This is a genomic window from Micromonospora sp. LZ34 (assembly GCF_052981855.1).
This window is the reverse complement of the sequence record NZ_JBRIQN010000033.1, coordinates 1-21,249: the sequence shown is the minus strand read 5'-3', so window position 1 is coordinate 21,249 and position 21,249 is coordinate 1. Positions and strand designations below refer to the sequence as shown.

Genomic DNA, 21,249 nt, shown 5'->3' with positions numbered 1-21,249 from the left:
GGGGGACAGGTGACGACGACATACCCGACGGTCGGCGCTGGAACACCTCGAATCGCCGGGCCCGGGTTTCCCGAACGGGCTTGACAGGCATCCCGTGGCGAGTATATTCAACTTATCGGTTTATAAACCAGATGGTTGAGAGAGATGATGTCAGCAGATCCGGTCAGCACCGTCTTCGCCGCCCTCGCGGATCCGACCCGACGAGCCATCCTGGCCCGGCTGGCGGCCGGCGAGGCGACGGTCAACCAGTTGGCGGAGCCGTTCCCGGTGAGCGTCCAGGCCATCTCCAAGCACCTCAACGTGCTGGAGCGCGCCGGGTTGATCGTTCGCACCCGGGAGGCGCAGTGGCGCCGGTGCCGCCTCGATCCGGCGCCGCTGCGCACGCTCGCCGAATGGGTCGACCAGTACCGCCGGCTCTGGGACGACCGTTACGACACGTTGGACAGCTACCTACGAGAACTGAAGGAGAACAGCGATGAGTCAGCTCAGTGACCTGGTCGTGGACCTCCCGTCCGACCACGAGATCACCCTCACCCGCGCCTTCGACGCCCCGCGCGAACTGGTCTTCGCCGCGCACACCCAGGCCGAGCACCTGAAGCGCTGGTGGGGCCGGGGCAACCCGCTCGACGTCGAGATCGACTTCCGGGTGGGCGGGCGCTACCGCTACGTCGAGCACGCCCAGGACGGCGACGCCTACGCCTTCCACGGCGAGTTCCGCGAGATCCAGGCGCCCGAGCGCATCGTGCAGACCTTCGAGTTCGAGGGGATGCCGGGGCACGTGGCGGTCGAGACGCTGGTCTTCACCGAGCAGGACGGCCGGACCGTGGTGACCGGGACGACCCGCTTCGACACCAAGGAGGAGCGCGACGGCATGATCGGCTCCGGCATGGAGCAGGGCGCCGCCGAGTCGTACAACGCGCTCGAGGAGTACCTCAAGACCCTGGCCTGACCCACGGGTGGGCGCCGCGGCCGGCACCGGCCGCGGCGCCCCGCCGTGCGGGCCGGCGTTATTCGGTACGCCGAACGCGCGGCCGGTGGCAGGTTGTACCGATGATCGACGACCCGGTTCCGCTGACCGACTGGGTGCGCCACGACTTCGGGGTGCGCCTCACCGCCACCGAGCCGGTCGACCTCGGCGCCGACCGCCGCGCGCTGCTGTGGCGGGCGCGCGCCGCCGACGGCGCCGCGTACGCGGTCAAGCTGAGCGGCGGCGGCACGCCGGCCGGACTGATCGTCTCGGCGTACCTCGCCGGGCAGGGGGTGCCGGGGGTCCCCGGGCCGCTGCCCAGCCGGGACGGTCGACCGTGGAGCGTCCGGGACGGCCGCCGCCTCTCGGTCCTGCCCTGGGTCTCCGACGACCGGGCGCTCGACGGTGCGATGACCGACGCCCACTGGCGGTCGTACGGCGAGGTGCTGGCCCGGGTGCACGCGGCGGAGGTGACCGACGAACTGGCCGGCCTGCTGCCGCCCGGAGGCGCCGCTTTCCCGGCGGCGCTCGCCACCGTACGCGGGGTAAAGGAGCGGTTGCGCCGGCGCCGGCCGGGCGACCCGCTCGTCGACGAGCTGGCCCGGGTCTGGTCGGCCGCGGCGGGTCCGGCGGCCGAGCTGGCGGGCGAGGTGGGGCCGCTCGGCGCCGAGCTGCGTGGCCGGCCGGGGCGGGGCGTGGTCTGCCACGGTGATCCGCATCTGGGCAACCTGCTGCTCGGTCCGGACGGCCGGGTCTGGCTGGTCGACTGGGACGACGCGGTGCTCGCCCCGCGCGAGTGCGACCTGATGTTCGTCTTCGGCGGGGTGCTGGCCTTCGCCCCGGTCACCGCCGCGCAGCAGGCCGCGTTCCGCGCCGGCTACGGCGCGGTCGAGCCCGATCCGGTCCGGCTGGCCTGGTTCCTCACCGTCCGCGCGCTGGACGACCTCGGCGACTGGGCGCCGCAGGTGCTCGACGTGGGGCTGGCCGAGGGGGAACGGCGGACGGCCTTGGAGATCGTCCGGGGCATCGTCTCGCCGGTCGGGCTGGTCACCCTCGCCCGGTCGGCCCTGCGTGAGATCGGTCGGCTGCCGGCCGCCAGGTGAGTTCACTTTCGACCACGGTTAGCACCAGGTGTCGCCGGTGACGGCCTGGCGCGGCAGGTGGAGCCGGGCGGAGCGGATGCATCAGGTCACGAAGGGCCGGCCGCGGTGTCGTCCAGCACCGGCAGCAGGTCACGCAGCGTCCGAATCTCCCGATCAGGGGCAACGCTGCCTGGAGGGCAGGCGACACCTGCGCGGTTGACCCAGATGGCCTTCCCCCAGCCGGCGCGGCGCGCGCCGGTGATGTCGACCCGAAGGCTGTCTCCGACGTACCAGGAACGCTCGGCTGGCACGCCCAAGGCGTCGAGGGCCAGGCGGAAGATCGTGGGGTCGGGCTTGGCGACACCGACCTCGCCGGAGACGATGACCACCTGGACGTGTTCGGCCAAGCCGGTCACCGCGATCTTCTCCCGCTGGGTGGCAGCTGGACCGTTGGTGACGATGCCTACCGGCAGGTCTCGCTGCCGGATCGTACGCAGAACGTCGATCGCGTCGTCGTACAGCCGATAGCTGCGCCGCCGATCCTCGGCGTACAGGTCGACTGCGCTCGTCAGCGCTTCGTCATCCGTGCAGCCCGTCTCCAGCAGCGCTCGGTGCCAGCCTTCCCGCCAGATCGAAGTGCCGTCGGCGCTTCCGTGGGACGTCCGCGCAATTCGACCCTCGGCGGCCTGAAACCGCGCCCTGTTGACGCTGAGGTAGATGTCGGCGAGGCGGTCCCGGTCGATATCGCCGTACCTGGTTGCGAGGGACGTGCAGACCCGCTGGACCGTACGTCGGTACGCGGCCTCGCCGTAGTCGAGGAGAGTGGCGTCGAGGTCGAAGAGGACCGCGCCGCAGTGGGTCATCAATGGAATATAGGCTCTCGGCAGCCACATCCGAGTTCCCGGCGGAAGCCGTAGGGGCCGCTGGGTGCGCGTGTCGCGGAAAGCTGACACGCTCGATCCATGCTTCGAGGGACGCTGATAGCCGAAAGCTTGCGTGCGGATGCCGATCTCAGCATCGTGGGGTTCGGGGTCACCCGGATCAGACGACAGGACGTGTCCACGTCGGTGTCGGACGATCAGCCGGACGTGTGGACCTTCCTCCACTTCGAGGCGCCGGACGACGTGGCTGACGAGCTCGGCCGGTCGCTGGCTCGGTCGATGCGGGCCGAAGGCGGTTGGTACGCCGACTTCACCGTCGGGAACGACCGGGTCGTGGTCTTCGCCGACCGGGTCTTTCGGTACCGACGAGGCGACCCGGTAGGGCGGGCGAAGGCGGTCGAGTACGGCCGGAGGGTCAGCGTGCCGGAGCATCAGTTGGACTGGACCGACTGATCCGGCCCCGAGCGCCGGGGCCTGCCGCCCGCCGCCGTCAGCACTCGGCGAGGCGGGAAGTGTCCACCAGTTGCCGGGGCGGCCGGCCGGTGCCGAGGCTCTTGGCCCGGTACATGGCGGCGTCGGCGCGACCAAGCGCCTCGCTGAGCTGGGCCGGGCCGGCAACCGGAGCGAGCCCCACCGACGCGGTCACCCGCACGCTGCGCCCGGCGAGCGGGATCGGCGCGGCGAGGGTCTCGCCGAGTCGCCGGGTGGCGTGGTCGATCCACCGCCGGTCGACGGTCGGGCTGGCCAGCAGGCCGGCGAACTCGTCGCCGCCCAGCCGGGCCACCAGGTTGTCGCCCGCGAAGGCGGCGAACCGCTCGGCGACCCTGATCAGCACCTGGTCGCCGGCGGCGTGCCCGAAGCGGTCGTTGACCTGCTTGAAGTCGTCGAGGTCGACGACCACCGCGATCAGCGGCTGCCCGTCGGCCCGGGTGAGCAGGGTGGCGGCCAGGCGGTAGAAGGCGCGGCGGTTGGGCAGGCCGGTGAGCGGGTCGTGGCTGGCCGCGTGCCGTTCGGCCGCTAGTTCGGCCTGGAGGTGGTCGATCTCGGCCTCGGCCCGCAGCGCCCGCTGGCGCAGCTGCCAGGAGGTGAGGAGCGCACCAGCGGCGCAGATGCCGGACGCCACGGACAACGGATCCGGCACGAACCCTCCCATCACCGCAACGCCTCCGGCCGGCCGGGCGGCTGTTCGGCTGCCGGTGCAGGCCCAGGCCGGGTAACTCAACGTGAACGGATGAGCACCGTTCACGTGCGTTATCATGCTCGCCGTCCGATGCAGATGCAAGAGCAGATGCACGTGCAGGAAGCCCTTCGTCGATCGCTGCCACCACCCCGGCCGACGCCGGCGGGCTCCCGGAGAGAAAGACACCCCCTGATGCAGCAGCCCCCCAACGGCGTCCCCACCAACCAGCTGCCCCCGCTCACCTGGCAGAAGAGCCGCCGGAGCAACCCCAGCGGCAACTGCGTCGAGCTGGCCAAGCTGCCCGGCGGGACCGGCATCGCGGTGCGCAACTCGCGCCACCCGGAGGGGCCGGCGCTGATATACACAGTGGACGAAATTGCCGCCTTTGTGCTCGGCGCGCGGGACGGGGACTTCGACCACCTCATCGGCTGACCAGCCGTTCCGTCGATCGGACCGGCCCTGCCGTTCCCGGGGAGGAGTTCGTGGAGGACCTGTTGGCGATTGTGCACGCCTTCTCGTGCCGCATGGACGGGCTGCGCCGCTACGAGAAGGAACTCAAGAGAGCGGACCTGACCATCGGTGGCGGCCAGTGAAGGTCACCCGGATCGCCTATTCGGTCGGCCTGAACGTCGGCAAGTATGCGGCCCTTGTGGAGCAGGCCCGCCGCCTGGGTCGCGTGCGCAGCGAGGTGTGGCAGCGCTTCGGCTCGATCAGCGGAGTCGGGTCGGGGCTGAGGGATCGGCAGGTGCGGGATCGTTGGCTGGCTGATGGCACGCATCAGCGGTTCGGTGTGCTCGCGAATGCGTGGAAGGAGACCGTGCGCGACGCGATGGCCGACCTGGCGGCGAACCTGGCGGCGGCCAAGGTAGAGGTGCGGCGGGCGATTTTGCGGCGCACGGGTGATCCGGCCGAGCGCAGGCGCATGCTCACCGCGCTGAAGAGCAACCGGTGGGCGGACGATCCATTCCTGGCCGGGCAGATGCGTAAGCACTGGAAGCGAGGCAAGAACCGCACCCACGATCAGATCGTCGTGCGCGCCGACCAGCACCACACCGTCGCTGACGGGCGCGGCCGGCTGTGGCTGGCGGTCCCAGGTCTCGAACGCCGCAGGATGATCAAAGTCCCGCTGTCCACGACGGTCGCCCCGACCGGCACGCTGCGGTTGATCCTGCGTGGCGGCCGGGTCGAGGTGCACTACCAGATCGACGCGTCGCAGCTGCGATCGTCGCAGCGGCCGTGCGGCAATCGAACCTTCGGTGTCGACAAGGGCTACACCGAAGCCCTGACCGACTCCGAGGGCGAGCACCACGGCACCCGCCTCGGCGAGCTGCTGACCGCCGAGTCGGACCGGGTGAAGGAACGCAACCGCCGCCGGGCGAAGCTGCGCTCGATAGCCAACACCGCCGCCCGTCGCGGTGACCACGCGAAAGCGCACCGGATCACGGTCAACAACCTCGGGCACCTCAAGCGGGACCGGCGGGCCGCCCGCCATCGGGCGCAGGTCCGTACGGAGATCTTCACCGCCGTGCACCGGGTCGTCGACAAAGCCGCCACCGTGGTCGCCGAAGACCTGACCAAGACCTTCGCCGGGCGTAAGACGCTTGGTAGGAACGTCAACCGGCGCCTCGCCGGGTGGACCAAAGGGGTCACCGCCGAGGCGCTGGCCAACGTGTCGGAGCGTAGAGGTTCTGCGCTCGTACACGTCAATGCCGCCTACACCTCACAAGCCTGTCACCGCTGCGGCGGCCTCGGCCGACGCGGCGGGGACCGGCTTCACTGCACCTCGTGCAGGGTGGTGTGGCAGGCCGACGTGAACGCCGCGATCAACATCCTGCAACGAGCCGGCGACCCCGACATCGCCCTGCACACCCCACACCACAGGGTGAAGCAGATCCTGCAGGACAGGACCGATCGCCACCGGACCAGACTGCCGGTCCAGGACTCCAGCCCGGCCACCACCGGACGGAGAGCGAAACATCCGAACCGCTCACCAACGAGCAACCAGTAGGAAGCAGTTCACCTTACGCACGGTCCATGGCATGCTTACACGTCGGCCGGGCCGGGGCGCCCGACCGGGGTGCGGAGGGCGGCACATGACCATGGTTTCCGCCGAGGGGAGTCCGGCGACCGGCCCCACCGTGCTGCGGATGCTGCTCGGCGCCCAGTTGCGGCGGCTCCGCGAGGCCAGTGGGGTGACCCGGGAGGGCGCCGGCTGGGAGATCCGCGCCTCCGAGTCCAAGATCAGTCGGATGGAGCTGGGCCGGGTCGGGTTCAAGGAGCGCGACGTCGCGGACCTGCTCACCCTCTACGGTGTCACCGCCCCCGAGGAGCGCGAGCCGCTGCTCAAGCTCGCTCGGGACGCCAACAGCCCGGGCTGGTGGCACCGGTACGGCGACGTGCTGCCCAGCTGGTTCCAGTCCTACCTCGGGCTGGAGGCCGCCGCCGCGCTGATCCGCACCTACGAGGTGCAGTTCGTCCCCGGCCTGCTGCAGACCCCGGCGTACGCCCGGGCCGTGGTGCTGCTCGGCCATGGCCGGGCCGACGCCGCGGAGATCGACCGCCGGGTCGCGCTGCGCATGCAGCGCCAGCAGTTGCTGCGCCACCCGGATCCGCCGCAGCTGTGGGCGGTGGTCGACGAGGCCGCGCTGCGCCGGCCGATCGGCGGCCCGCAGGTGATGCGGGACCAGTTGACGGCGCTGATCGAGGCGACCGCGTCGCCGAACATCCGGTTGCAGGTGGTCCCGTTCGCGGCTGGCGGGCACGCCGCGGCCGGCGGTGCCTTCAGCATCCTGCGCTTCGGTGACCAGGATCTGCCCGACATCGTCTACATCGAACAGCTCACCAGCGCGCTGTACCTCGACAAGCGGGACGACCTCGAGTACTACGCGGTGGCGATGGAGCGGCTCTGTGTCGAGGCCGAGCCGCCGGAGCGGACCGCGGAGATTCTCGCCCGGATCCGGGACGAGCTCTATCCGCGGTGATCACGTGCCCGACGACGACCCGTGGGGCGTGGTCGGCCGGCTGCTCGACGCGGTGCCGGCGGGCAGTTACCTGGTCGCGTCCCACGCCACCGCCGACTACCTGCCGCCCGAGGTCGCCCGGGAGGCGAAGGCGGCGGGGCGGGGTGGCGGCCCGCACGGCCTGATCACCCTGCGCAGCCGCGCGGAGGTGGCCCGGTTCTTCGCCGGGCTGGAGGTGGTCGAGCCCGGCCTCATCTCGGTCGCGCAGTGGCGGGCCGAGGGCGAGCCGGAGCCCCGCCCGACGGCCGCCGAGGTCAGCATGTACGGGGCTGTCGCCCGCAAGCCCTGACCGCCGCCGCGCCAGCGCGGCGGCACGCCGCCGGGTGCGGTGCGTTGTTCATTCCCGTTGACCGATGGCGGCTCTCCGGCTAGTCTCTGAATCGATCCAGACTGAATCGATCCAGAAGGCCAGAGCCAGAGAGGTGGTGCCCGGTGAAGCCGACCCTGCAGGCCGTCGCGGACGCCGTCGGCGTCTCCCGCAGCACCGTCTCCAACGCCTACAGCCGTCCCGACCAGCTCTCCGCCGAGTTGCGCTGGCGGATCCTGGAGACCGCCCAGCAGATCGGCTACCCCGGCCCCAACCCCACCGCGCGGTCGCTGCGGCGCGGCTACGTCGGCGCCATCGGGGTGCTCTTCGAGTCGGAGCTGTCGTACGCCTTCACCGACCCGTTCGCGGTCCGCTTCCTGGCCGGCGTCGCCGCCGGGGCCGAGCGGCACGGCACCAGCCTGCTGCTCGTGCCGGTGCCGCCCGACGAGGCGGCCGCCCGCCGGGCGGTGGAGAACGCCTCGGTCGACGGGTACTGCGTCTACTGCGTCGGCTACGAGGGCTGGGTGGTCGACGTGCTGCGCGAGCGCGGCCTGCCGGTCGTCTCCACCGTGCCCCGCCCGGACGCCGGCCCCACCGACAGGTACGTCGGCATCGACGAGCGTGCCGCGGCCCGGTCGGTCGCCGCGCACGTGGCCGGGCTCGGGCACCGGCGGGTCGCGCTGCTCGGTGACGCGGTCCTGCCGGGCGCGTCGCCTGGCCCGCTGCGGCTCGCCGGGCCGGACGACGCCCCGCACCCCACCACCCGCGGTCGGCTCGCCGGGTTCGCCGACGCCTTCGCCGAGGTCGGCGTCGATTGGTCGGCGCTGACCGTGCTCACCGCCGCCGACAACAGCCGGGCGGCCGCCACCGCCGCGGTGACCGACGCGCTCGCCGCGGCCGATCCGCCGACGGCCGTGCTGGCCTGCTCCGACGTGCTGGCGCTGGGGGTGCTCGACGCGCTCGCCGCCCGCGGCGACGCCGGTCGGCCACCGGTCTCGGTGACCGGCTTCGACGACATCGCCGAGGCCGCCGCGGCCGGCCTCACCACCGTCCGCCAGCCGGGCGAGGAGAAGGGGCGCATCGCCGCCGACCTGCTGCTCGACCCGCCCACGGAACCCACCGCGGGGCACGTCCTGCTGCCCACCACACTCGTCGTCCGGTCGTCCACCGGACCCGTCCCGAGGAGTTGACCATGGAACAGCCCACCGGCTACATCTTCGCCATCGACGCGGTGACCCGACACGTCAACTCCGCCCGGCCGGACGCGCCCGTCCGCCCCGAGCGGCCCCGGGCCGTACGGCTCGGGCCTACCCGTCGGGCCACGGCCGTGGCGCTGCGCCGGCTCGCCGACCGGATCCAGCCGGCGCCGCTGCCGGCACCCCCGCGCTGCTCGTAGCCGCCGTCGCGGGTGGCGCCCGCCACCCGCGACACCACGCGCACCGGCACGATCCGGGACAGCCGGGGCCGGACCGGGCACCGCGGTTGGTGGCCGCTCGCCCGGGCCAGGCAGACTGGACGGCTATGTCGCCGTTCACTCCCAGCCTGCGGTTGCACGACCGGTACGTCCTGCGCGAGCGCATCGGCCTCGGCGGGATGTCCGAGGTGTGGCGCGCCGACGACGACGTGCTCGGTCGTCCCGTCGCCGTGAAGGCGCTCGCCGGCGAGCTGGCGGCCGACCCGCAGCTGCGGGCCACCATCCAACGGGAGGCCCGCGCCGCCGCCCGGCTCACCCACCCGCACGTCACCCAGGTGTACGACTACGGCGAGGCGACGCTGGCCGGCGGCACGGTGGTGCCGTACCTGGTGATGGAACTGGTCGAGGGACGCAACCTCGCCGACCGGCTCACCGCCGGCCCGCTCGCCTGGCCCGACGCGGTGCGGATGGCCGGCCAGGTCGCCGCCGCGCTGGCCGCCGCCCACCGCATCGGGGTGGTGCACCGCGACATCAAGCCGGGCAACGTCATGCTCACCGACACCGGCGCCAAGGTGCTCGACTTCGGCATCGCCGCGCTCGCCGGCCCGCACCACCCGCTCGCCGGACAGACCGGTGAGCTGCTGATGGGTACGCCCGCGTACTTCGCGCCGGAGCGGATGAGGCCCGGGGCGCCGGACCCGGCCAGCGACGTCTACGCCCTCGGCGCGCTGCTCTACCGCACCCTCACCGGTCGGGCCCCGCTGCCCGTGCAGACCTGGGAGGACGCGATGGAGGTGCACGCCCGGCACACGCCGGTGTCGCCGCTGCGGATCCCCGGGCTGCCGGCCGACATCGCCGAGCTGACCCTGGCCTGCCTCGCCGCCGATCCGGCCCGCCGGCCCAGCGCGGCGCAACTGGCCACCCGGTTCGGCGCCGGCCAGCCGGCCGACCCACCCACCGCGATCCTGCCCGCCGTGCCCGCCACCGGCGCCGCCCGCCCGCCGGCCGGGCACCCGCCCACGCTGGTCGACCGGTCCCTGGCGTACCCGCGAGCGTCCGCGACCGCCCCGGGCGCGGCGGCGGGCCCGACCGGTCCGGTGGCGGGCGGCCCGCCCGACCGTTCGAACCGGGCGCTGACCGGGCTGGTCGCGGCCGGTCTGGCGCTGCTGGTCGGCCTGGTCGCGGTGCTCGTCCTCGGCGACGGCGGCGGGAACGGGCCGAGCACGGCCGGCCCGTCCCGCACCGCCCCGGCGGCGCCGCCCAGCTCCACCGCGCCGGCCGAGCCGGAGCCGAGCAGCGCCCCGCCGTCGACCAGCAGCCGCCCGCAGCCGATCGGGTTCCGGCAGTTGGCCGCCGAGTTCGCCGCGCTGCTCGCCGAGGCGCAGGCCCGCGGCGAGATCGACCGGCGGGCCGCCGAGGAGCTGCGGGACAAGCTCGTCGACCTGACCCGGGGCAAGCCGAAGGACCGGGCGAAGCGGGTCGAGGACCTGCGCGAGCGCATCGCCGAGGAAGTCGAGCGGGAGCGGATCTCGCCGGACGCCGCGGCCCGCCTGAACGCCCTGCTCGACCAGGTAGGCGGCGCGGTGAGCGGTGACGCCGGGGACGAGGACGATTGACCGGCTCAGCCGAGCGTGACCGGCGCCCCTTCGGCGATCCGGCCGGCCCGCACCACCTGCGCGTACGCACCGACGCAGGGCTGCGGGGCGAGCTCGGGCAGGGGCGCGATCCGGTTGAGTCGGGCCGGCACCCGCAGCGCTGACACCTGACGGGGCAGCGCGCCGTGCGCCAGGGTCGGTACCGCACAGCGTGGCGTGGCGGCCAGCACCCGCAGCACCAGCGCGTCACCGACCCGCACCTCGCGGCCCACCCAGTCGTTCTCCACGAACCCGTCCGCCTCCGTCTCGATGACCAGGTTGGGCCGGTAGCGCACCGGCTCGAAGCCACCGCCCGGGCTCTCGCCGGCGGTTCCGGGCGGGTCGGCGGCGGCGGCCAGGCGGCGCAGGGTGGCCGTGGTGACGAGGTGGATCGGGGCGAAGTCGAAGAAGGTCCCCGGCGCGGCGGCGCCGAGCGGGTTCTGGTCCACCGGCACCTGCGCGGCGACCCCGGCGTCGAGCACCGCCTCCGGATGGGCCCGGTCCAGCACCGCCCCGTCGGGCACCGTGCCGGTCAGCGTCACCGGCGCGCCGAGCAGCCGGGACAGCACCTCGTCCACGTCGCCGTCCGCACTCGACACCGTCCGGCCGTCGGGGAGGGTGATCCGGACCGGGGCGGGTGCCACGCCGGACGCGCGGAGGGTGAGCAGGCCCCGCCAGCGCCGGGGATGCTTCGCGCTGGCCACCCGGCCGGTCTCCCGGTGCACCAGGGCGAGCCTTCGGTCGCCGGTGACGCCCGTCGCGGTCACCTCGGCGGCGGGTAGCCGCTCGCCCAGCATCGACTTCACCGGGTAGCGCCAGAGCTGGACCAGCCGCCCCGTCATCCGGTCACCCCGGCCCGGACCAGCGCGGCCGCCTCGGCGAGCCGTTCGGGGCCGTGCGGGCCGAGCCGCCCCCGCACGGCGACCGCCTCGTCCAGCAGGTCCAGCGGCCCGGTCTCGGCCAGGTACGCGACCAGCAGCTCCCGGGCCAGCCAGGCCAGGTCGAGCGCGGGATCGGTGCCGACCTCGCCGACGATCAGGGCGGTGACCGCCAGATCGAGGCCGGGCGGACCCTCGGCGGTGCTGTGCCAGTCGATGACGACCGGCCCGTCCGGCGTCAGCATGACGTTCTCCGGGTGCAGGTCGAGGTGCAGGACGCGGTCCGCCGGGTCGGTGGACCGCCGCGCGGGCAGCGCGTGCAACCGGCGCAGCAGGTCGGCGAGGAGCCGGCCGGCGGACCGGACGTCGGTGTGGCCGCTGACGGCCGCCTCGGCCAGGGTCGGACCGGTCAGCCGGCGCATGACCAGGTCGGGTCCGTCGGCCCGGTGGACCTGGGGCACCGGGTAGCCGAGCCGGTGCAGGTAGGCCATCACCGCCGCCTCGTCGCGGACGTCACCGCCGTCGCGGTAGCGGCGCAGCACCCGTCCGTCGTCGAGCGCGTAGACGTCGGCCTCCCGGCCGGAGGCGAGGAGGAGCGACGCGGTCACGCCGCCACCCTAGCCCGGTGGGACGCGCGGGACGGGGCACGCCCGTCGCGGCCGCGCCCCACTCCCGCAGCTGCTCGTCGCTGCCCGCACTGTCGATCACCAGCGTCGGGCGGTGCGCCGGCCACCTCCGCGGCGGAGAGCGCCCTCAGCAGTCGGCGGTGACCGGGCCGGCCGGCTACCGGGCCAGCAGGGCGCGCAGCGCCTTGACGACCTCGGCCGGCGCCTCCTCGGCCATGAAGTGCCCGCAGGAGACGGTGTGGTGCTCCAGGTCCGGGGCCCACGCCCGCCACCGCCCGGCGGCGTCGAAGCCGAGCGCCGCGCCCCAGTCCTGCTGCAGCACGGTCACCGGCATCCGCAGCTGGTTCCCGGCCGCCCGGTCGGCCTGGTCGTGCGCCACGTCGATGCCGGCCGACGCCCGGTAGTCGGCGACGATCGAGGTGACCGCCGCCCGGGACGCCGCCAGGTACGCGGCCCGCACCTCGGCGGGGATGGCCTCCGGGTCACGGGTCCAGATGTCGAGGAAGTGGCCGAAGAAGGCGTCCGGGCTGGCGCCGATGAGCTGCTCGGGCAGGCCGGGCGGCTGGGCCATCAGGTAGAGGTGGAAGCCGACGGCGGCGCTGGTGCCGTGCATGACGTCCCACGTGTCCAGGGTGGGCAGCACGTCCAGCGAGGCGAGGTGGGTGACCACCTCCGGGTGGTCCAGACCGGCGCGGATGGCGACCAGGGCGCCACGGTCGTGCCCGGCCAGGGCGAACCGCTCGTGGCCCAGGGCCCGGGCGAGCGCGACGATGTCGGCGGCCATGGTCCGCTTCGCGTACGCGGTCCCGTCGGTGTCGGCGGGCTTGTCGCTGTCACCGTAGCCGCGCAGGTCCGGGCAGATCACGGTGTGGTCGGCGGCGAGATCCGCGGCGACGTGCCGCCACATGAGGTGGGTCTGCGGGAAGCCGTGCAGCAGCACGATCGGGCTGCCGGAGCCGGCGACGGCCACGTTGAGCGCGACGCCGTCGGCGACGGTGACGCGGCGGTAGTCGAATCCGTTGATCCTCTGGTTCACGGTGAGCCCTCTCCGGGTGCTGGTGCCGTCCGGTGGCGGGCACCACCGGCGGTCGGACCAGTCGAGCCTGCCCGGCCGGGATCAGCGGCCGATGAGCAACGGATGAGTGCCCGGACGCGCCACCGACCAGGGGCGGTCACCGTGCGACCGGGCCCGCGCTCCGGCCTAGATTGGGTGCCATGACCAGGGCGGCGACGGCGGGCGGGGTGGCCTTCGGCGTGCTGGGGCCGGTGCGGGCGGTCGACGCCCGCGGCCCCGTCGCGCTGAAGGGGCCGCGCCAGCGCGCGGTGCTGGCCCGGCTGCTGGTCGCCCGCGGCCGGGTGGTGCCGGTCGAACGCCTCGTCGGCGACCTGTGGCCGGAGCCCTCCGACGGCGCGGTGGCGGCGATCCGGACGTTCGTCGCCGACCTGCGCCGGGCCCTGGAACCCGACCGGCCACCCCGACAGCCCGCCCGACTGCTGGTGACCGCCCCACCCGGCTACGCCCTGCGGGCGGCGCCGGACGCGGTGGACGCCTGGCGCTTCGAGGACGCGGTCGCCGAGTCAGGTCGGCTGCTCGGCGCGGGTGGGGCCGCCGCGGCGCTGGACTGTCTGACGGAGGCGCTCGCCCTGTGGCGCGGCCCCGCGTACGCCGAGTTCGCCGGGGAGGGCTGGGCGCGCGCGGAGATCAACCGGCTGGACGAGCTGCGGATGCTGGCGGTGGAACGCCGGGCCGAGGCGCTGCTGGCCGTGGGCCGGGCCGCGGAGGCCGCCACCGACCTGCGGGCCCACACCGCCGGCCACCCGCTCCGCGAGGACGCCTGGGCGCTGCTGGCCACGGCCCTGTACCGGTCCGGGCGCCAGGGGGAGGCTCTGGCCGCGCTGCGCCGGGCCCGCGACACCCTGGTGACCGAACTCGGCGTGGACCCGGGCCCGCGGCTGCGGCAGCTCGAGGCCGACATCCTCACCCAGGCACCGCATCTGACCCCGGCGGAACCGCCGGCCGCCGTACGGGCCGACGAGCCGGCACGGGCCGGGGTCGGACCGGACCGGCGGCGGCCGTTCGTCGGGCGCGGCGAGGAACTGGCCGGACTGCGGCAGGCCGCCGAGCACGTCGTCCAGCGCGGCCGTCCCGCCCTCGCCCTGATCTCCGGCGACGCCGGCGCCGGCAAGACCGCCCTCGCCGACGCCCTCGCCCGCCAGCTGTCCGCCGCCGGCTGGACGACCGCGTGGGGCCGCAGCCCCGAGTACGAGGGCGCGCCCGTCGCCGGGCCGTGGACGCAGCTCACCGACACGCTCGCGGCAACCGCCGAGCCGGCGGAGACCGCGCCGGCCGGTCCGGCCGCCCCGCCGACCGCCGGCGCGACCCCGGGTGGGCCGGCGGTGGGCGCCCCGGACCGGGTCGAGGATCCCGCGGTACGCCGGTTCCGGCTGCATCGGGCCGTCGCCGCGCTGGTCGCCTCGACGGCCGAGCGGGCGCCGGTGCTGCTCGTCGTCGACGACCTGCACCGCGCCGACGCGGACACCCTGGACCTGCTGACCGCGCTGGTCGGCGAGCCCGAACCGGTCACCGGGCCGGTGCTGGTCGTCGGCACGTACCGGGCCGACGAGATCGGCCCGGAGCTGACCGCGGCGCTGGCCCGGGTCGCCCGGACCGAGCCGGTCCGGGTCTACCTGGGCGGGCTGTCCGAGCCGGCGACCGGTGAGCTGGCCCGGGCGGTCGCCGGGCCGGACCTCGACCCGCCCGTCGTGCACCTGATCCACCAACGCAGCGGCGGGAACCCGTTCTTCGTCCGGGAGCTGGCCCGGCTGTTCGCCGCGGAGGGCGGCGCGGCGCTGCGGGCGGTCCCCGCCGGGGTGCGGGACGTCATCCGCCACCGGCTCAGCCGGCTGCCGGACGCCGCGCAGACCGTGCTGCGCCAGGCGTCCGTGCTCGGCCGCGACGTCGACCCGGAGGTGCTGACCGCGCTGGCCGGAGACCCGGCGGCGGTGCTCGACGCGCTGGACCGCGCCCTGCACGCCGGCTTCCTCACCGAACACGGCACCGACGGGCAGCTGCGGTTCACCCACATCCTGGTGCGGGACACGCTCTACGGCGACCTGTCCGCGCCGCGTCGCGCCGGCTGGCACGCCGCCGCCGGCGAGGCCGTCGAACGGCTGCACCCGGAGGACGTCACCGCGCTGGCCCACCACTTCGCCCACGCCGCGAGCCGGGCCACCGCGCCCCGCGCGGCCCGCTACGCCCGGGCCGCCGCCGAGCGGGCCGAGCGCCGCTTCAACCCGCACGAGGCGGCCCGCCTGTGGCGGCAGGCGGTCGCCGCCCACGACCGGGTGGGCGACGACGTACGCGGACGGCTGGCGGCGGTGATGGGGCTGGGCCGCGCGCTCGCCGTCACCGGTCACCTCGACGAGGCCCGCCGGCACCGGTCCGCGGCGATCGCCACGGCCGCCCGGCTCGACGACCCCGACCTGACCACGAGCCTGCTGACCGCGTTCGACGTGCCGGCCAGCTGGACCCGCAACGACGACGAACACCTCTCCCACCAGGTGGTCGTGGCCGCCGAGCGCGCCCTGGCCGCGCTCGGTCCGGGCGAGGCGGCACCGCGCAGCCGCCTGTTGAGCACCCTCGCCCTGGAACTGCGCGGCACCACCACGGACCGCGGCCGGCGGGCCGCCGCCGAAGCGGAGGCGCTGGCTCGCCCGCTGGCGGACCCGGCGCTGCTGGCCCTCGCGCTCAACGCCCGCTACCTGCACGCCTTCGGCCGGGCCGGGCTCGCCGCCGAACGCGCCCGGATCGGCGCCGAACTGGTCAACCTGGCCGCCCGGCACGAGCTGGTGAGCTTCGAGGTCCTCGGCCACCTCGTCCTCCTGCAGGCCCACTGCGCGCTCGCCGACCTCGCCGCCGCGGACGTGCACGCCGGCGCCGCCGACCGCCTCGCCGAGCGGTACGACCTGCCGCTGGTGGGCGTCTTCACCCAGTGGTACGCCGCCCTCCGGCTGGCCGTCGACGGCCAGCCGGCCGCGGCGGAAGCCGGGTACCGGGCCGCCGCGGCCCGCCTCGCCGGCAGCGGGATGCCCGGCATGGAGCAGGGCCTGCTCGCCCTCGCGCTGCTCTGCCTGCGGCTGACCGGGCCGGACGACGCGGGCGGGTCGGCCGCCGGCCCGGTCGGACCGGAGGCCGGGGAAGACTGGGGGAGCTGGGACTTCGGGCCGCACCAGCCGTGGGTGCGCCCGCTGGTGCTGCTGCGGGCCGGTCGCCGTGACGAGGCCGCCGAGGCGCTGCGTACCCTGCCGGAGTCGCCGCACGATCTGCTCCGCGAGGCCCGCGGGTGCCTCGCCGCCCGCGCGGCCCTCGCCCTCGACGATCACGTCACAATGCGGCACGCCTACGCCGACCTGCTGCCCGCCGCCGGGGAGCTGGCCGGGGCGGGCAGCGGCGTGCTCACCCTCGGCCCGGTGGCCGGGTACCTCGGCGACCTGGCCGCCGCCCTGGGCGACCCCGAGCAGGCCGCCGCGCACCACCGCACGGCGCGATCGGTCGCGGCACGGGCCACCCGTCCCGGCTGACCGCTTCCACCCGTCGCGGGCGTCTCAGGCGGGTGCGGGATCAGCCCAGTGTCGTGCCGGCCGTTTCGCCCGGCTCGCCGCCGGCCCGGGCGAGCACCGAGCCGTCCGGTGCCCAGATCGCCGACCCGCCGGCCGCCTCGGCGTACCCGCCGCCGGTCGACCCGGCGAAGCTGGCCACCGCCACGTGCACCCGGTGCGTGGTGGCGATCCGGTGTGCCCGCTCCGGCGTGACGGCCGCTTCCCGGGCGTGCTCCAGCACCCCCGCGAGGTAGACGTCGACGCCCAGCGCCGCGGTTTGCGCCGCGTGCTCCGCGATCCCGGTGTCCCGGCAGATCGCCAGCCCGAGGCGCCAGCCGTCCACCGTCACCGCCGCCGGGGCCGGGCCGGGGGAGAACCGGCCGGCCTCGGCCGCGCCGAGCCACATCTTCCGGTACGCCACCCGCACCCCGGTGGCGTCGACGGCGAGGGTGGCGATGTGTCCACCCCGTACCGGGGCGCCGGCCAGGGCGAGGGTGCCGGTCTCGGCGCACGCCTCGACCAGCGGCCCCAGCCGCGGGTCGTCGACGTCCACCGGTGGGGCGTCCAGCTCGTAGCCGGTCAACGACAGCTCGGGGAAGGCCACCACCCGGGCGCCGGCCGCGCGGACCACGGCGGCGTGCGTCGCCGCGTTCGCCCCCACGTCGTACGCCACACAGGGTGGTTGCGCGACGACGATGCGCAGCGGCGTACGCATGGCGGCTCCTCTCCTCGACGGATCGCAGGATAGGCGGCGACCCTGTGGTTTTCCGCACCCCCGCCGGTGCGGTCCGCCCGCCGGAACGGAGGGCCGGCCCCATGGCCGGCTCTCAGGATCGGTTCGTAGCGTGTGGGGCATGATTCGTACCGCGCCGCACGCCCTGCTCGCCGCCGCCGGTGACGCCGCGCCGCCCCAGGACGGTCTGGTCGGCTACGTCACCGGCCTGGTCGAACGGCTCGGCGGCCCCGGTGCCGGCCTGGCCGTCGCCCTGGAGAACCTCTTCCCGCCGATCCCGAGCGAGGTGATCCTGCCGCTGGCGGGATTCGTCGCCGGCCAGGGCCGGATGAGCGTGGTCAGCGCGATCTTCTGGACCACCCTCGGTTCGGTGCTGGGGGCCCTCGCGCTCTACTGGATCGGCGCCGCGCTGGGCCGGGACCGGGTGCGGGCGATCGCTGCGCGGCTGCCGCTGGTCAAGCTCAGCGACGTGGACCGGACCGAGGCGTGGTTCCTGAAGCACGGCGTCAAGGCGGTCTTCTTCGGGCGGATGATCCCGATCTTCCGCAGCCTGATCTCCATCCCCGCCGGGGTGGAGCGGATGCCGGTGTGGACCTTCGTCGCCTACACCACGCTGGGCAGCCTGATCTGGAACAGCACCTTCGTGCTCGCCGGCTATCTGCTCGGCGACAACTGGCACCTCGTCGAGGGGTACGTCGGCGCCCTGCAGAACGTCGTCATCGTCGCCTCCGTGGCCGCCGTCGGCTGGTTCGTCATCTCCCGGCTGCGCCGGCGGTCCAGGGCCGGCGCCGAGCCGGACCCCACGCCGCCGCCCGCGTCGCCGGTCGCCGGCGTGCCCGACCCGACCGGGCGGGGCACCATCTACCGCAGTGCCTACTCCGACAGCCAGCACACCGGCTGGGACTACGACGGGGTGCGGTGACCCGGTGTCGCAGGGGCCTGCTGCCGGCGACGGGCCGGCGCCGGGGGAGCCGGCCGCGCCTGCCGCGCCTGCCGGGCCTGCCGGGTCTGCTGTGTCGGACGGGCGGGCGGAACCGCCCTGGCCCGCGCTGCCCCGCGCGGCCCGGCTGCCGGTCGGGGTCGCCGCCGGGATCCTGACCGCCGCCGTCGAGCTGCTGTTCCTGGTCGCCGCGGCCGTCGCGGTCGCCGGTGCCGCCGTCGCCGCGCCGGCCCGCCGTCGGGTGCACCCCGCGATCCGCCGGTACGCCGCCCGGCTGGTCCGGCTGGAACGCCGCCGGCTCGGGGGCTTCCTGACCGAGGGCATGGCCCCCGGCGGGGCGCCGGCGCCGGGCTGGCGGGACGTCGGCTACCTGGCCGCCCGGCTGCTGCCCGGTGCGCTCGGCGCGCTGGCGTACGGGCTGTTCGCCGTCGGCGCGGTGCTGGCCGCGATCGTGCTCTGGGCGGTGCTGCGCGGTGACCTCGATCCCGGGGACGCCGTGCTGCAGGTGGTCATCGGTGCCGCCCTGCTCCTGGTCAACGTCCAGGCCGTCGCCAGCGTCGCGGCGCTGGACGTGCGGCTCGCCCGCCGCCTGCTCGGCCCCGGAACCCGCGCCGAGCTGGAACGCCGGGTCCGCGAGCTGACCACCAGCCGCGCCGAGGTGGTCGCCGCGGTGGACGCCGAGCGGCAACGCATCGAACGGGACCTGCACGACGGCCTCCAACAACGCCTCGTCGCCCTCGGCATGCTGCTCGGCCGGGCCCGGCGCAGCCGGGACGCCGAGCGTGCCGCCGGCCTGCTCGCCCAGGCCCACCAGGACACCCAACAGGCCATCGCCGAGCTGCGCGAGGTGGCCTGGCGGGTCTACCCGTCCGCGCTCGACGACGGTGACCTGGGGGAGGTGCTCGCCGTGGTCGCGGACCGCTCGGACATCCCGGTGCGCATCCGGTACGACCTGCCGGTCCGCCCCGACCGGCAGGTCGAGACGGTGCTCTACTTCGTGGCCTGCGAGGCGCTCACCAACGCCGCGAAACACTCCGCCGCTAACCTGATCACCGTGGAGGTCGACAGCCGGGCGGGGACGATCCGGCTGCGGGTGCACGACGACGGCGTCGGCGGTGCCGACCCCGCCGGAGCCGGCCTGACCGGTCTGGCCCGCCGGGTGGCCGCCCTGGACGGCCGGCTCCGGGTCGACAGCCCGCCCGGCGGGCCGACCACCGTGCTGGCGGAGGTGCCGTGCGGATAGTTCTGGCGGAAGACTCCACCCTGCTGCGGGAGGGACTGGCCCGGCTGCTCGCCGACGAGGGGCACGAGGTCGTGGCCGCGGTCGCCTCGGCCGACGAACTGGTCGCGGCCGTCGAGCGGCAGCGACCCGACGTCGTCGTCACCGACGTCCGGATGCCGCCCACCAACACCGACGACGGCCTCCGGTCGGCGCTGGAGATCCGGCGGCGGTGGCCGGCGACCGCGGTCCTGGTGCTCTCCCAGTACGTCGAGCGGCGGTACGCGGCGCGGCTCCTGGCCGACCGCCCCGAGGGGGTCGGGTACCTGCTCAAGGACCGGGTCGCCCAGGTCGACGACTTCCTCGACGCCCTCGACCGGGTGGCCGCCGGTCGGACGGCGCTCGACCCCGAGGTGATCCGCCGGGTCCTCGCCGGCGCGAACCCGGCCGACCCGCTGAGCCGGCTGACCCCACGCGAACGGGACGTGCTGCACCAGATGGCTCAGGGGCACACGAACGCCGTGATCGCCCAACGGCTGCACGTGTCGCAGAGCGCGGTCGAGAAGCACATCAACACGATTTTCGACAAGCTCGACCTGTCGCAGGCGGCCGGGTACAGCCGGCGGGTGCTCGCGATCCTGCGCTACCTGGGGGTGTAGCTTTTCCGCCGGTCCGTGCCTCCCTGCGGTGGTCTGCGGCTTTGCCGGGTCCGGCCTCGTCCGGCGTCCGTCGGGTCCAGGTCCGGGGTTGGTTGCGGTTGGGGGTGTGGCCCGCCGTGCCCGGCTCCGGGCGGTCAGGCTTGATCCCTGCGCCGGGCACGGCGGGCCACACCCGCGTCGTGGTCCCGGGCCCGTCCGATCCCGCAGGTCCGTCCCGCTTGGGTCCACCTGCGCCGGATCGCCGGCTGTCGGGCGAGATCCACTCGATGTGCGGCAACGTGCGGTGTCCGCCGTAACCGGACACCGCGACCTACCGCACGTGGAGTCGATCTCGGCCCGGCATACCGCCCATCGGAGGTCGATCAGGTGTGGCGGCGGTGGCTTGGCGGGCCGGCGCAGCATCCCGCCCGCTCTACTCCCGTCGGCGTCGCCGGTGGGGCGTGTCGTCACGGGTCGGCATGCTGTCCTGCGGGCGTGATACCTGGGAGGCATTTTGATGACTCTGAGGTATCGCGCTCGTTCCGCTACGGCCCCTGCGTGCCGGGGTCGATGCCGTCGGACGAGCCCCTGCGCGGTAATCGGGCACGGTGCCCAGAACCGGTGCGATCTCCTGGCGCCGTGTGGCGAGATGGGGTGGGTGTCCGGTTTGTGGGTGTGACCGGCCGCATTCGGGTGGTGGAATCGGGGCCGGGTCGGGGGCGTTACATCATGCGGACGTGGCCGGCCGGTCGTTACATCCCCCGGACGATCGCAGCAACGAACCCCCGTCGGCCGAGCCGGTGAGGGTCCGGGCCCCGGGAATGATGGCGGGCCGGCGGTCGTTGTACACGGTCCCGGCGCCGCAAGGGCATCCCCGCCCTCACGGTTGGGTCGGGCTTCTGGCACCACGGGCATCCCCCGCCCGCGAGCGTGCCGGATCGGAAAATCCCCCAAGTCTTTGAGCGCCGGACGGTGCTTGCGTCTCCATGCCCACCCCCTGGGCTGGTGGCGCCAACCCCCAAGGAGCTTGTGATGAACACGATTCTGCGTAAGGGCGTGCTGGGTGTTGCTGGTCTGGCGTTTGCCGGTGGTGTGTTCGCCGGTCCGGCTACCGCGCAGGCTGCTCCGGTC

At 74.8% G+C, this 21,249-nt stretch carries 21 protein-coding genes; 15 read left to right on the top strand and 6 right to left on the bottom strand.

The window, feature by feature from the left end; all coding sequences use genetic code 11:
* Nucleotides 1-147: 147 nt before the first annotated feature.
* From ACVCAH_RS27385 to ACVCAH_RS27375, 3 genes are all read left to right on the top strand, one after another.
* Nucleotides 148-492 carry an ArsR/SmtB family transcription factor gene (locus tag ACVCAH_RS27385; RefSeq protein WP_447139143.1) on the top strand — a complete coding sequence of 115 codons (345 nt, stop codon included), beginning with the start codon at nucleotides 148-150 and terminating at the stop codon, nucleotides 490-492.
* Nucleotides 476-949 (top strand): SRPBCC family protein, encoded by a 474-nt coding sequence (locus tag ACVCAH_RS27380; protein WP_447139098.1) that lies wholly within the window; start codon nucleotides 476-478, stop codon nucleotides 947-949. Before ACVCAH_RS27385 ends, ACVCAH_RS27380 begins: the two co-directional genes overlap by 17 nt.
* A 101-nt stretch (nucleotides 950-1,050) precedes the next feature.
* The gene (locus tag ACVCAH_RS27375) at nucleotides 1,051-2,070 is read left to right on the top strand and encodes a phosphotransferase enzyme family protein (protein WP_447139097.1); all 1,020 of its coding nucleotides are present in this window, start codon (nucleotides 1,051-1,053) and stop codon (nucleotides 2,068-2,070) included.
* 86 nt (nucleotides 2,071-2,156) lie between these two features.
* Here ACVCAH_RS27375 and ACVCAH_RS27370 read toward each other — a convergent pair whose 3' ends face one another.
* On the bottom strand, nucleotides 2,157-2,912 hold the full coding sequence (locus ACVCAH_RS27370) for an HAD family hydrolase (RefSeq protein WP_447139096.1): 756 nt from the start codon (nucleotides 2,910-2,912) through the stop codon (nucleotides 2,157-2,159).
* Between the two features lie 204 nt (nucleotides 2,913-3,116).
* Here ACVCAH_RS27370 and ACVCAH_RS27365 point away from each other — a divergent pair, with 204 nt between their 5' ends.
* Entirely contained in the window at nucleotides 3,117-3,383 is a 267-nt protein-coding gene (locus ACVCAH_RS27365; RefSeq protein ID WP_447139095.1) for a hypothetical protein, read from the top strand.
* Nucleotides 3,384-3,420: 37 nt separating this feature from the next.
* Here the strand turns inward: ACVCAH_RS27365 and ACVCAH_RS27360 are convergent, their stop codons facing one another.
* Nucleotides 3,421-4,071 carry a GGDEF domain-containing protein gene (locus ACVCAH_RS27360; RefSeq protein ID WP_447139094.1) on the bottom strand — a complete coding sequence of 217 codons (651 nt, stop codon included), beginning with the start codon at nucleotides 4,069-4,071 and terminating at the stop codon, nucleotides 3,421-3,423.
* A 231-nt stretch (nucleotides 4,072-4,302) separates the two neighbouring features.
* Between ACVCAH_RS27360 and ACVCAH_RS27355 the strand changes: the two genes are divergently transcribed.
* The 7 genes from ACVCAH_RS27355 (at nucleotide 4,303) to ACVCAH_RS27325 (ending at nucleotide 10,467) form a co-directional block, all read left to right on the top strand.
* Complete coding sequence (locus ACVCAH_RS27355) at nucleotides 4,303-4,542, top strand: DUF397 domain-containing protein (RefSeq protein ID WP_447139093.1); 240 nt, start codon at nucleotides 4,303-4,305, stop codon at nucleotides 4,540-4,542.
* 157 nt (nucleotides 4,543-4,699) lie between these two features.
* Nucleotides 4,700-6,118, top strand: coding sequence for an RNA-guided endonuclease TnpB family protein (locus tag ACVCAH_RS27350; RefSeq protein ID WP_447139092.1), 1,419 nt, complete (start codon nucleotides 4,700-4,702; stop codon nucleotides 6,116-6,118).
* 85 nt (nucleotides 6,119-6,203) lie between these two features.
* Nucleotides 6,204-7,091 carry a helix-turn-helix domain-containing protein gene (locus ACVCAH_RS27345; protein ID WP_447139091.1) on the top strand — a complete coding sequence of 296 codons (888 nt, stop codon included), beginning with the start codon at nucleotides 6,204-6,206 and terminating at the stop codon, nucleotides 7,089-7,091.
* Nucleotides 7,092-7,095: 4 nt separating this feature from the next.
* Nucleotides 7,096-7,419 carry an SAM-dependent methyltransferase gene (locus ACVCAH_RS27340; RefSeq protein ID WP_447139090.1) on the top strand — a complete coding sequence of 108 codons (324 nt, stop codon included), beginning with the start codon at nucleotides 7,096-7,098 and terminating at the stop codon, nucleotides 7,417-7,419.
* Between the two features lie 143 nt (nucleotides 7,420-7,562).
* The gene (locus ACVCAH_RS27335; protein WP_447139089.1) at nucleotides 7,563-8,627 is read left to right on the top strand and encodes a LacI family DNA-binding transcriptional regulator; all 1,065 of its coding nucleotides are present in this window, start codon (nucleotides 7,563-7,565) and stop codon (nucleotides 8,625-8,627) included.
* A 2-nt stretch (nucleotides 8,628-8,629) separates the two neighbouring features.
* Nucleotides 8,630-8,833, top strand: coding sequence for a hypothetical protein (locus ACVCAH_RS27330; RefSeq protein WP_447139088.1), 204 nt, complete (start codon nucleotides 8,630-8,632; stop codon nucleotides 8,831-8,833).
* Between the two features lie 125 nt (nucleotides 8,834-8,958).
* Nucleotides 8,959-10,467: a protein kinase domain-containing protein gene (locus tag ACVCAH_RS27325; RefSeq protein WP_447139087.1), complete on the top strand. Its 1,509-nt coding sequence runs from the start codon at nucleotides 8,959-8,961 to the stop codon at nucleotides 10,465-10,467.
* 5 nt (nucleotides 10,468-10,472) lie between these two features.
* On the opposite strand, the gene ACVCAH_RS27320 is transcribed toward ACVCAH_RS27325, so the two are convergent.
* From ACVCAH_RS27320 to ACVCAH_RS27310, 3 genes are all read right to left on the bottom strand, one after another.
* On the bottom strand, nucleotides 10,473-11,327 hold the full coding sequence (locus ACVCAH_RS27320) for an MOSC domain-containing protein (protein ID WP_447139086.1): 855 nt from the start codon (nucleotides 11,325-11,327) through the stop codon (nucleotides 10,473-10,475).
* Entirely contained in the window at nucleotides 11,324-11,971 is a 648-nt protein-coding gene (locus tag ACVCAH_RS27315; protein WP_447139085.1) for a phosphotransferase, read from the bottom strand. Before ACVCAH_RS27315 ends, ACVCAH_RS27320 begins: the two co-directional genes overlap by 4 nt.
* Before the next feature lie 175 nt (nucleotides 11,972-12,146).
* Entirely contained in the window at nucleotides 12,147-13,025 is an 879-nt protein-coding gene (locus ACVCAH_RS27310) for an alpha/beta fold hydrolase (RefSeq protein WP_447139084.1), read from the bottom strand.
* A gap of 179 nt (nucleotides 13,026-13,204) precedes the next feature.
* On the opposite strand from ACVCAH_RS27310, the gene ACVCAH_RS27305 reads away from it, so the two are divergent.
* Nucleotides 13,205-16,570 carry a BTAD domain-containing putative transcriptional regulator gene (locus ACVCAH_RS27305; protein ID WP_447139083.1) on the top strand — a complete coding sequence of 1,122 codons (3,366 nt, stop codon included), beginning with the start codon at nucleotides 13,205-13,207 and terminating at the stop codon, nucleotides 16,568-16,570.
* A gap of 40 nt (nucleotides 16,571-16,610) precedes the next feature.
* Here the strand turns inward: ACVCAH_RS27305 and ACVCAH_RS27300 are convergent, their stop codons facing one another.
* A complete protein-coding gene (locus ACVCAH_RS27300; protein WP_447139082.1) occupies nucleotides 16,611-17,303 on the bottom strand; it encodes a carbon-nitrogen hydrolase family protein in 693 nt (230 codons plus the stop codon).
* Nucleotides 17,304-17,442: 139 nt separating this feature from the next.
* On the opposite strand from ACVCAH_RS27300, the gene ACVCAH_RS27295 reads away from it, so the two are divergent.
* From ACVCAH_RS27295 to ACVCAH_RS27285, 3 genes are all read left to right on the top strand, one after another.
* Nucleotides 17,443-18,243, top strand: coding sequence for a DedA family protein (locus ACVCAH_RS27295; protein WP_447139081.1), 801 nt, complete (start codon nucleotides 17,443-17,445; stop codon nucleotides 18,241-18,243).
* Between the two features lie 91 nt (nucleotides 18,244-18,334).
* Nucleotides 18,335-19,504 (top strand): sensor histidine kinase, encoded by a 1,170-nt coding sequence (locus ACVCAH_RS27290; protein WP_447139080.1) that lies wholly within the window; start codon nucleotides 18,335-18,337, stop codon nucleotides 19,502-19,504.
* Nucleotides 19,495-20,139 carry a response regulator gene (locus ACVCAH_RS27285; RefSeq protein WP_447139079.1) on the top strand — a complete coding sequence of 215 codons (645 nt, stop codon included), beginning with the start codon at nucleotides 19,495-19,497 and terminating at the stop codon, nucleotides 20,137-20,139. Before ACVCAH_RS27290 ends, ACVCAH_RS27285 begins: the two co-directional genes overlap by 10 nt.
* The last annotated feature ends 1,110 nt before the right edge of the window (nucleotides 20,140-21,249 follow it).

Excerpts from the sequence above, each read along its gene's own strand:
- ACVCAH_RS27320 (WP_447139086.1), bottom strand. The coding sequence starts at position 11,327 with ATGACGGGGCGGCTGGTCCAGCTCTGGCGCTACCCGGTGAAGTCGATG.
- ACVCAH_RS27370 (WP_447139096.1), bottom strand. The coding sequence starts at position 2,912 with ATGACCCACTGCGGCGCGGTCCTCTTCGACCTCGACGCCACTCTCCTC.
- ACVCAH_RS27345 (WP_447139091.1), top strand. The coding sequence starts at position 6,204 with ATGACCATGGTTTCCGCCGAGGGGAGTCCGGCGACCGGCCCCACCGTG.
- ACVCAH_RS27305 (WP_447139083.1), top strand. The coding sequence starts at position 13,205 with ATGACCAGGGCGGCGACGGCGGGCGGGGTGGCCTTCGGCGTGCTGGGG.
- ACVCAH_RS27375 (WP_447139097.1), top strand. The coding sequence starts at position 1,051 with ATGATCGACGACCCGGTTCCGCTGACCGACTGGGTGCGCCACGACTTC.
- ACVCAH_RS27355 (WP_447139093.1), top strand. The coding sequence starts at position 4,303 with ATGCAGCAGCCCCCCAACGGCGTCCCCACCAACCAGCTGCCCCCGCTC.
- ACVCAH_RS27295 (WP_447139081.1), top strand. The coding sequence starts at position 17,443 with ATGATTCGTACCGCGCCGCACGCCCTGCTCGCCGCCGCCGGTGACGCC.
- ACVCAH_RS27330 (WP_447139088.1), top strand. The coding sequence starts at position 8,630 with ATGGAACAGCCCACCGGCTACATCTTCGCCATCGACGCGGTGACCCGA.
- ACVCAH_RS27380 (WP_447139098.1), top strand. The coding sequence starts at position 476 with ATGAGTCAGCTCAGTGACCTGGTCGTGGACCTCCCGTCCGACCACGAG.
- ACVCAH_RS27325 (WP_447139087.1), top strand. The coding sequence starts at position 8,959 with ATGTCGCCGTTCACTCCCAGCCTGCGGTTGCACGACCGGTACGTCCTG.
- ACVCAH_RS27385 (WP_447139143.1), top strand. The coding sequence starts at position 148 with ATGTCAGCAGATCCGGTCAGCACCGTCTTCGCCGCCCTCGCGGATCCG.
- ACVCAH_RS27300 (WP_447139082.1), bottom strand. The coding sequence starts at position 17,303 with ATGCGTACGCCGCTGCGCATCGTCGTCGCGCAACCACCCTGTGTGGCG.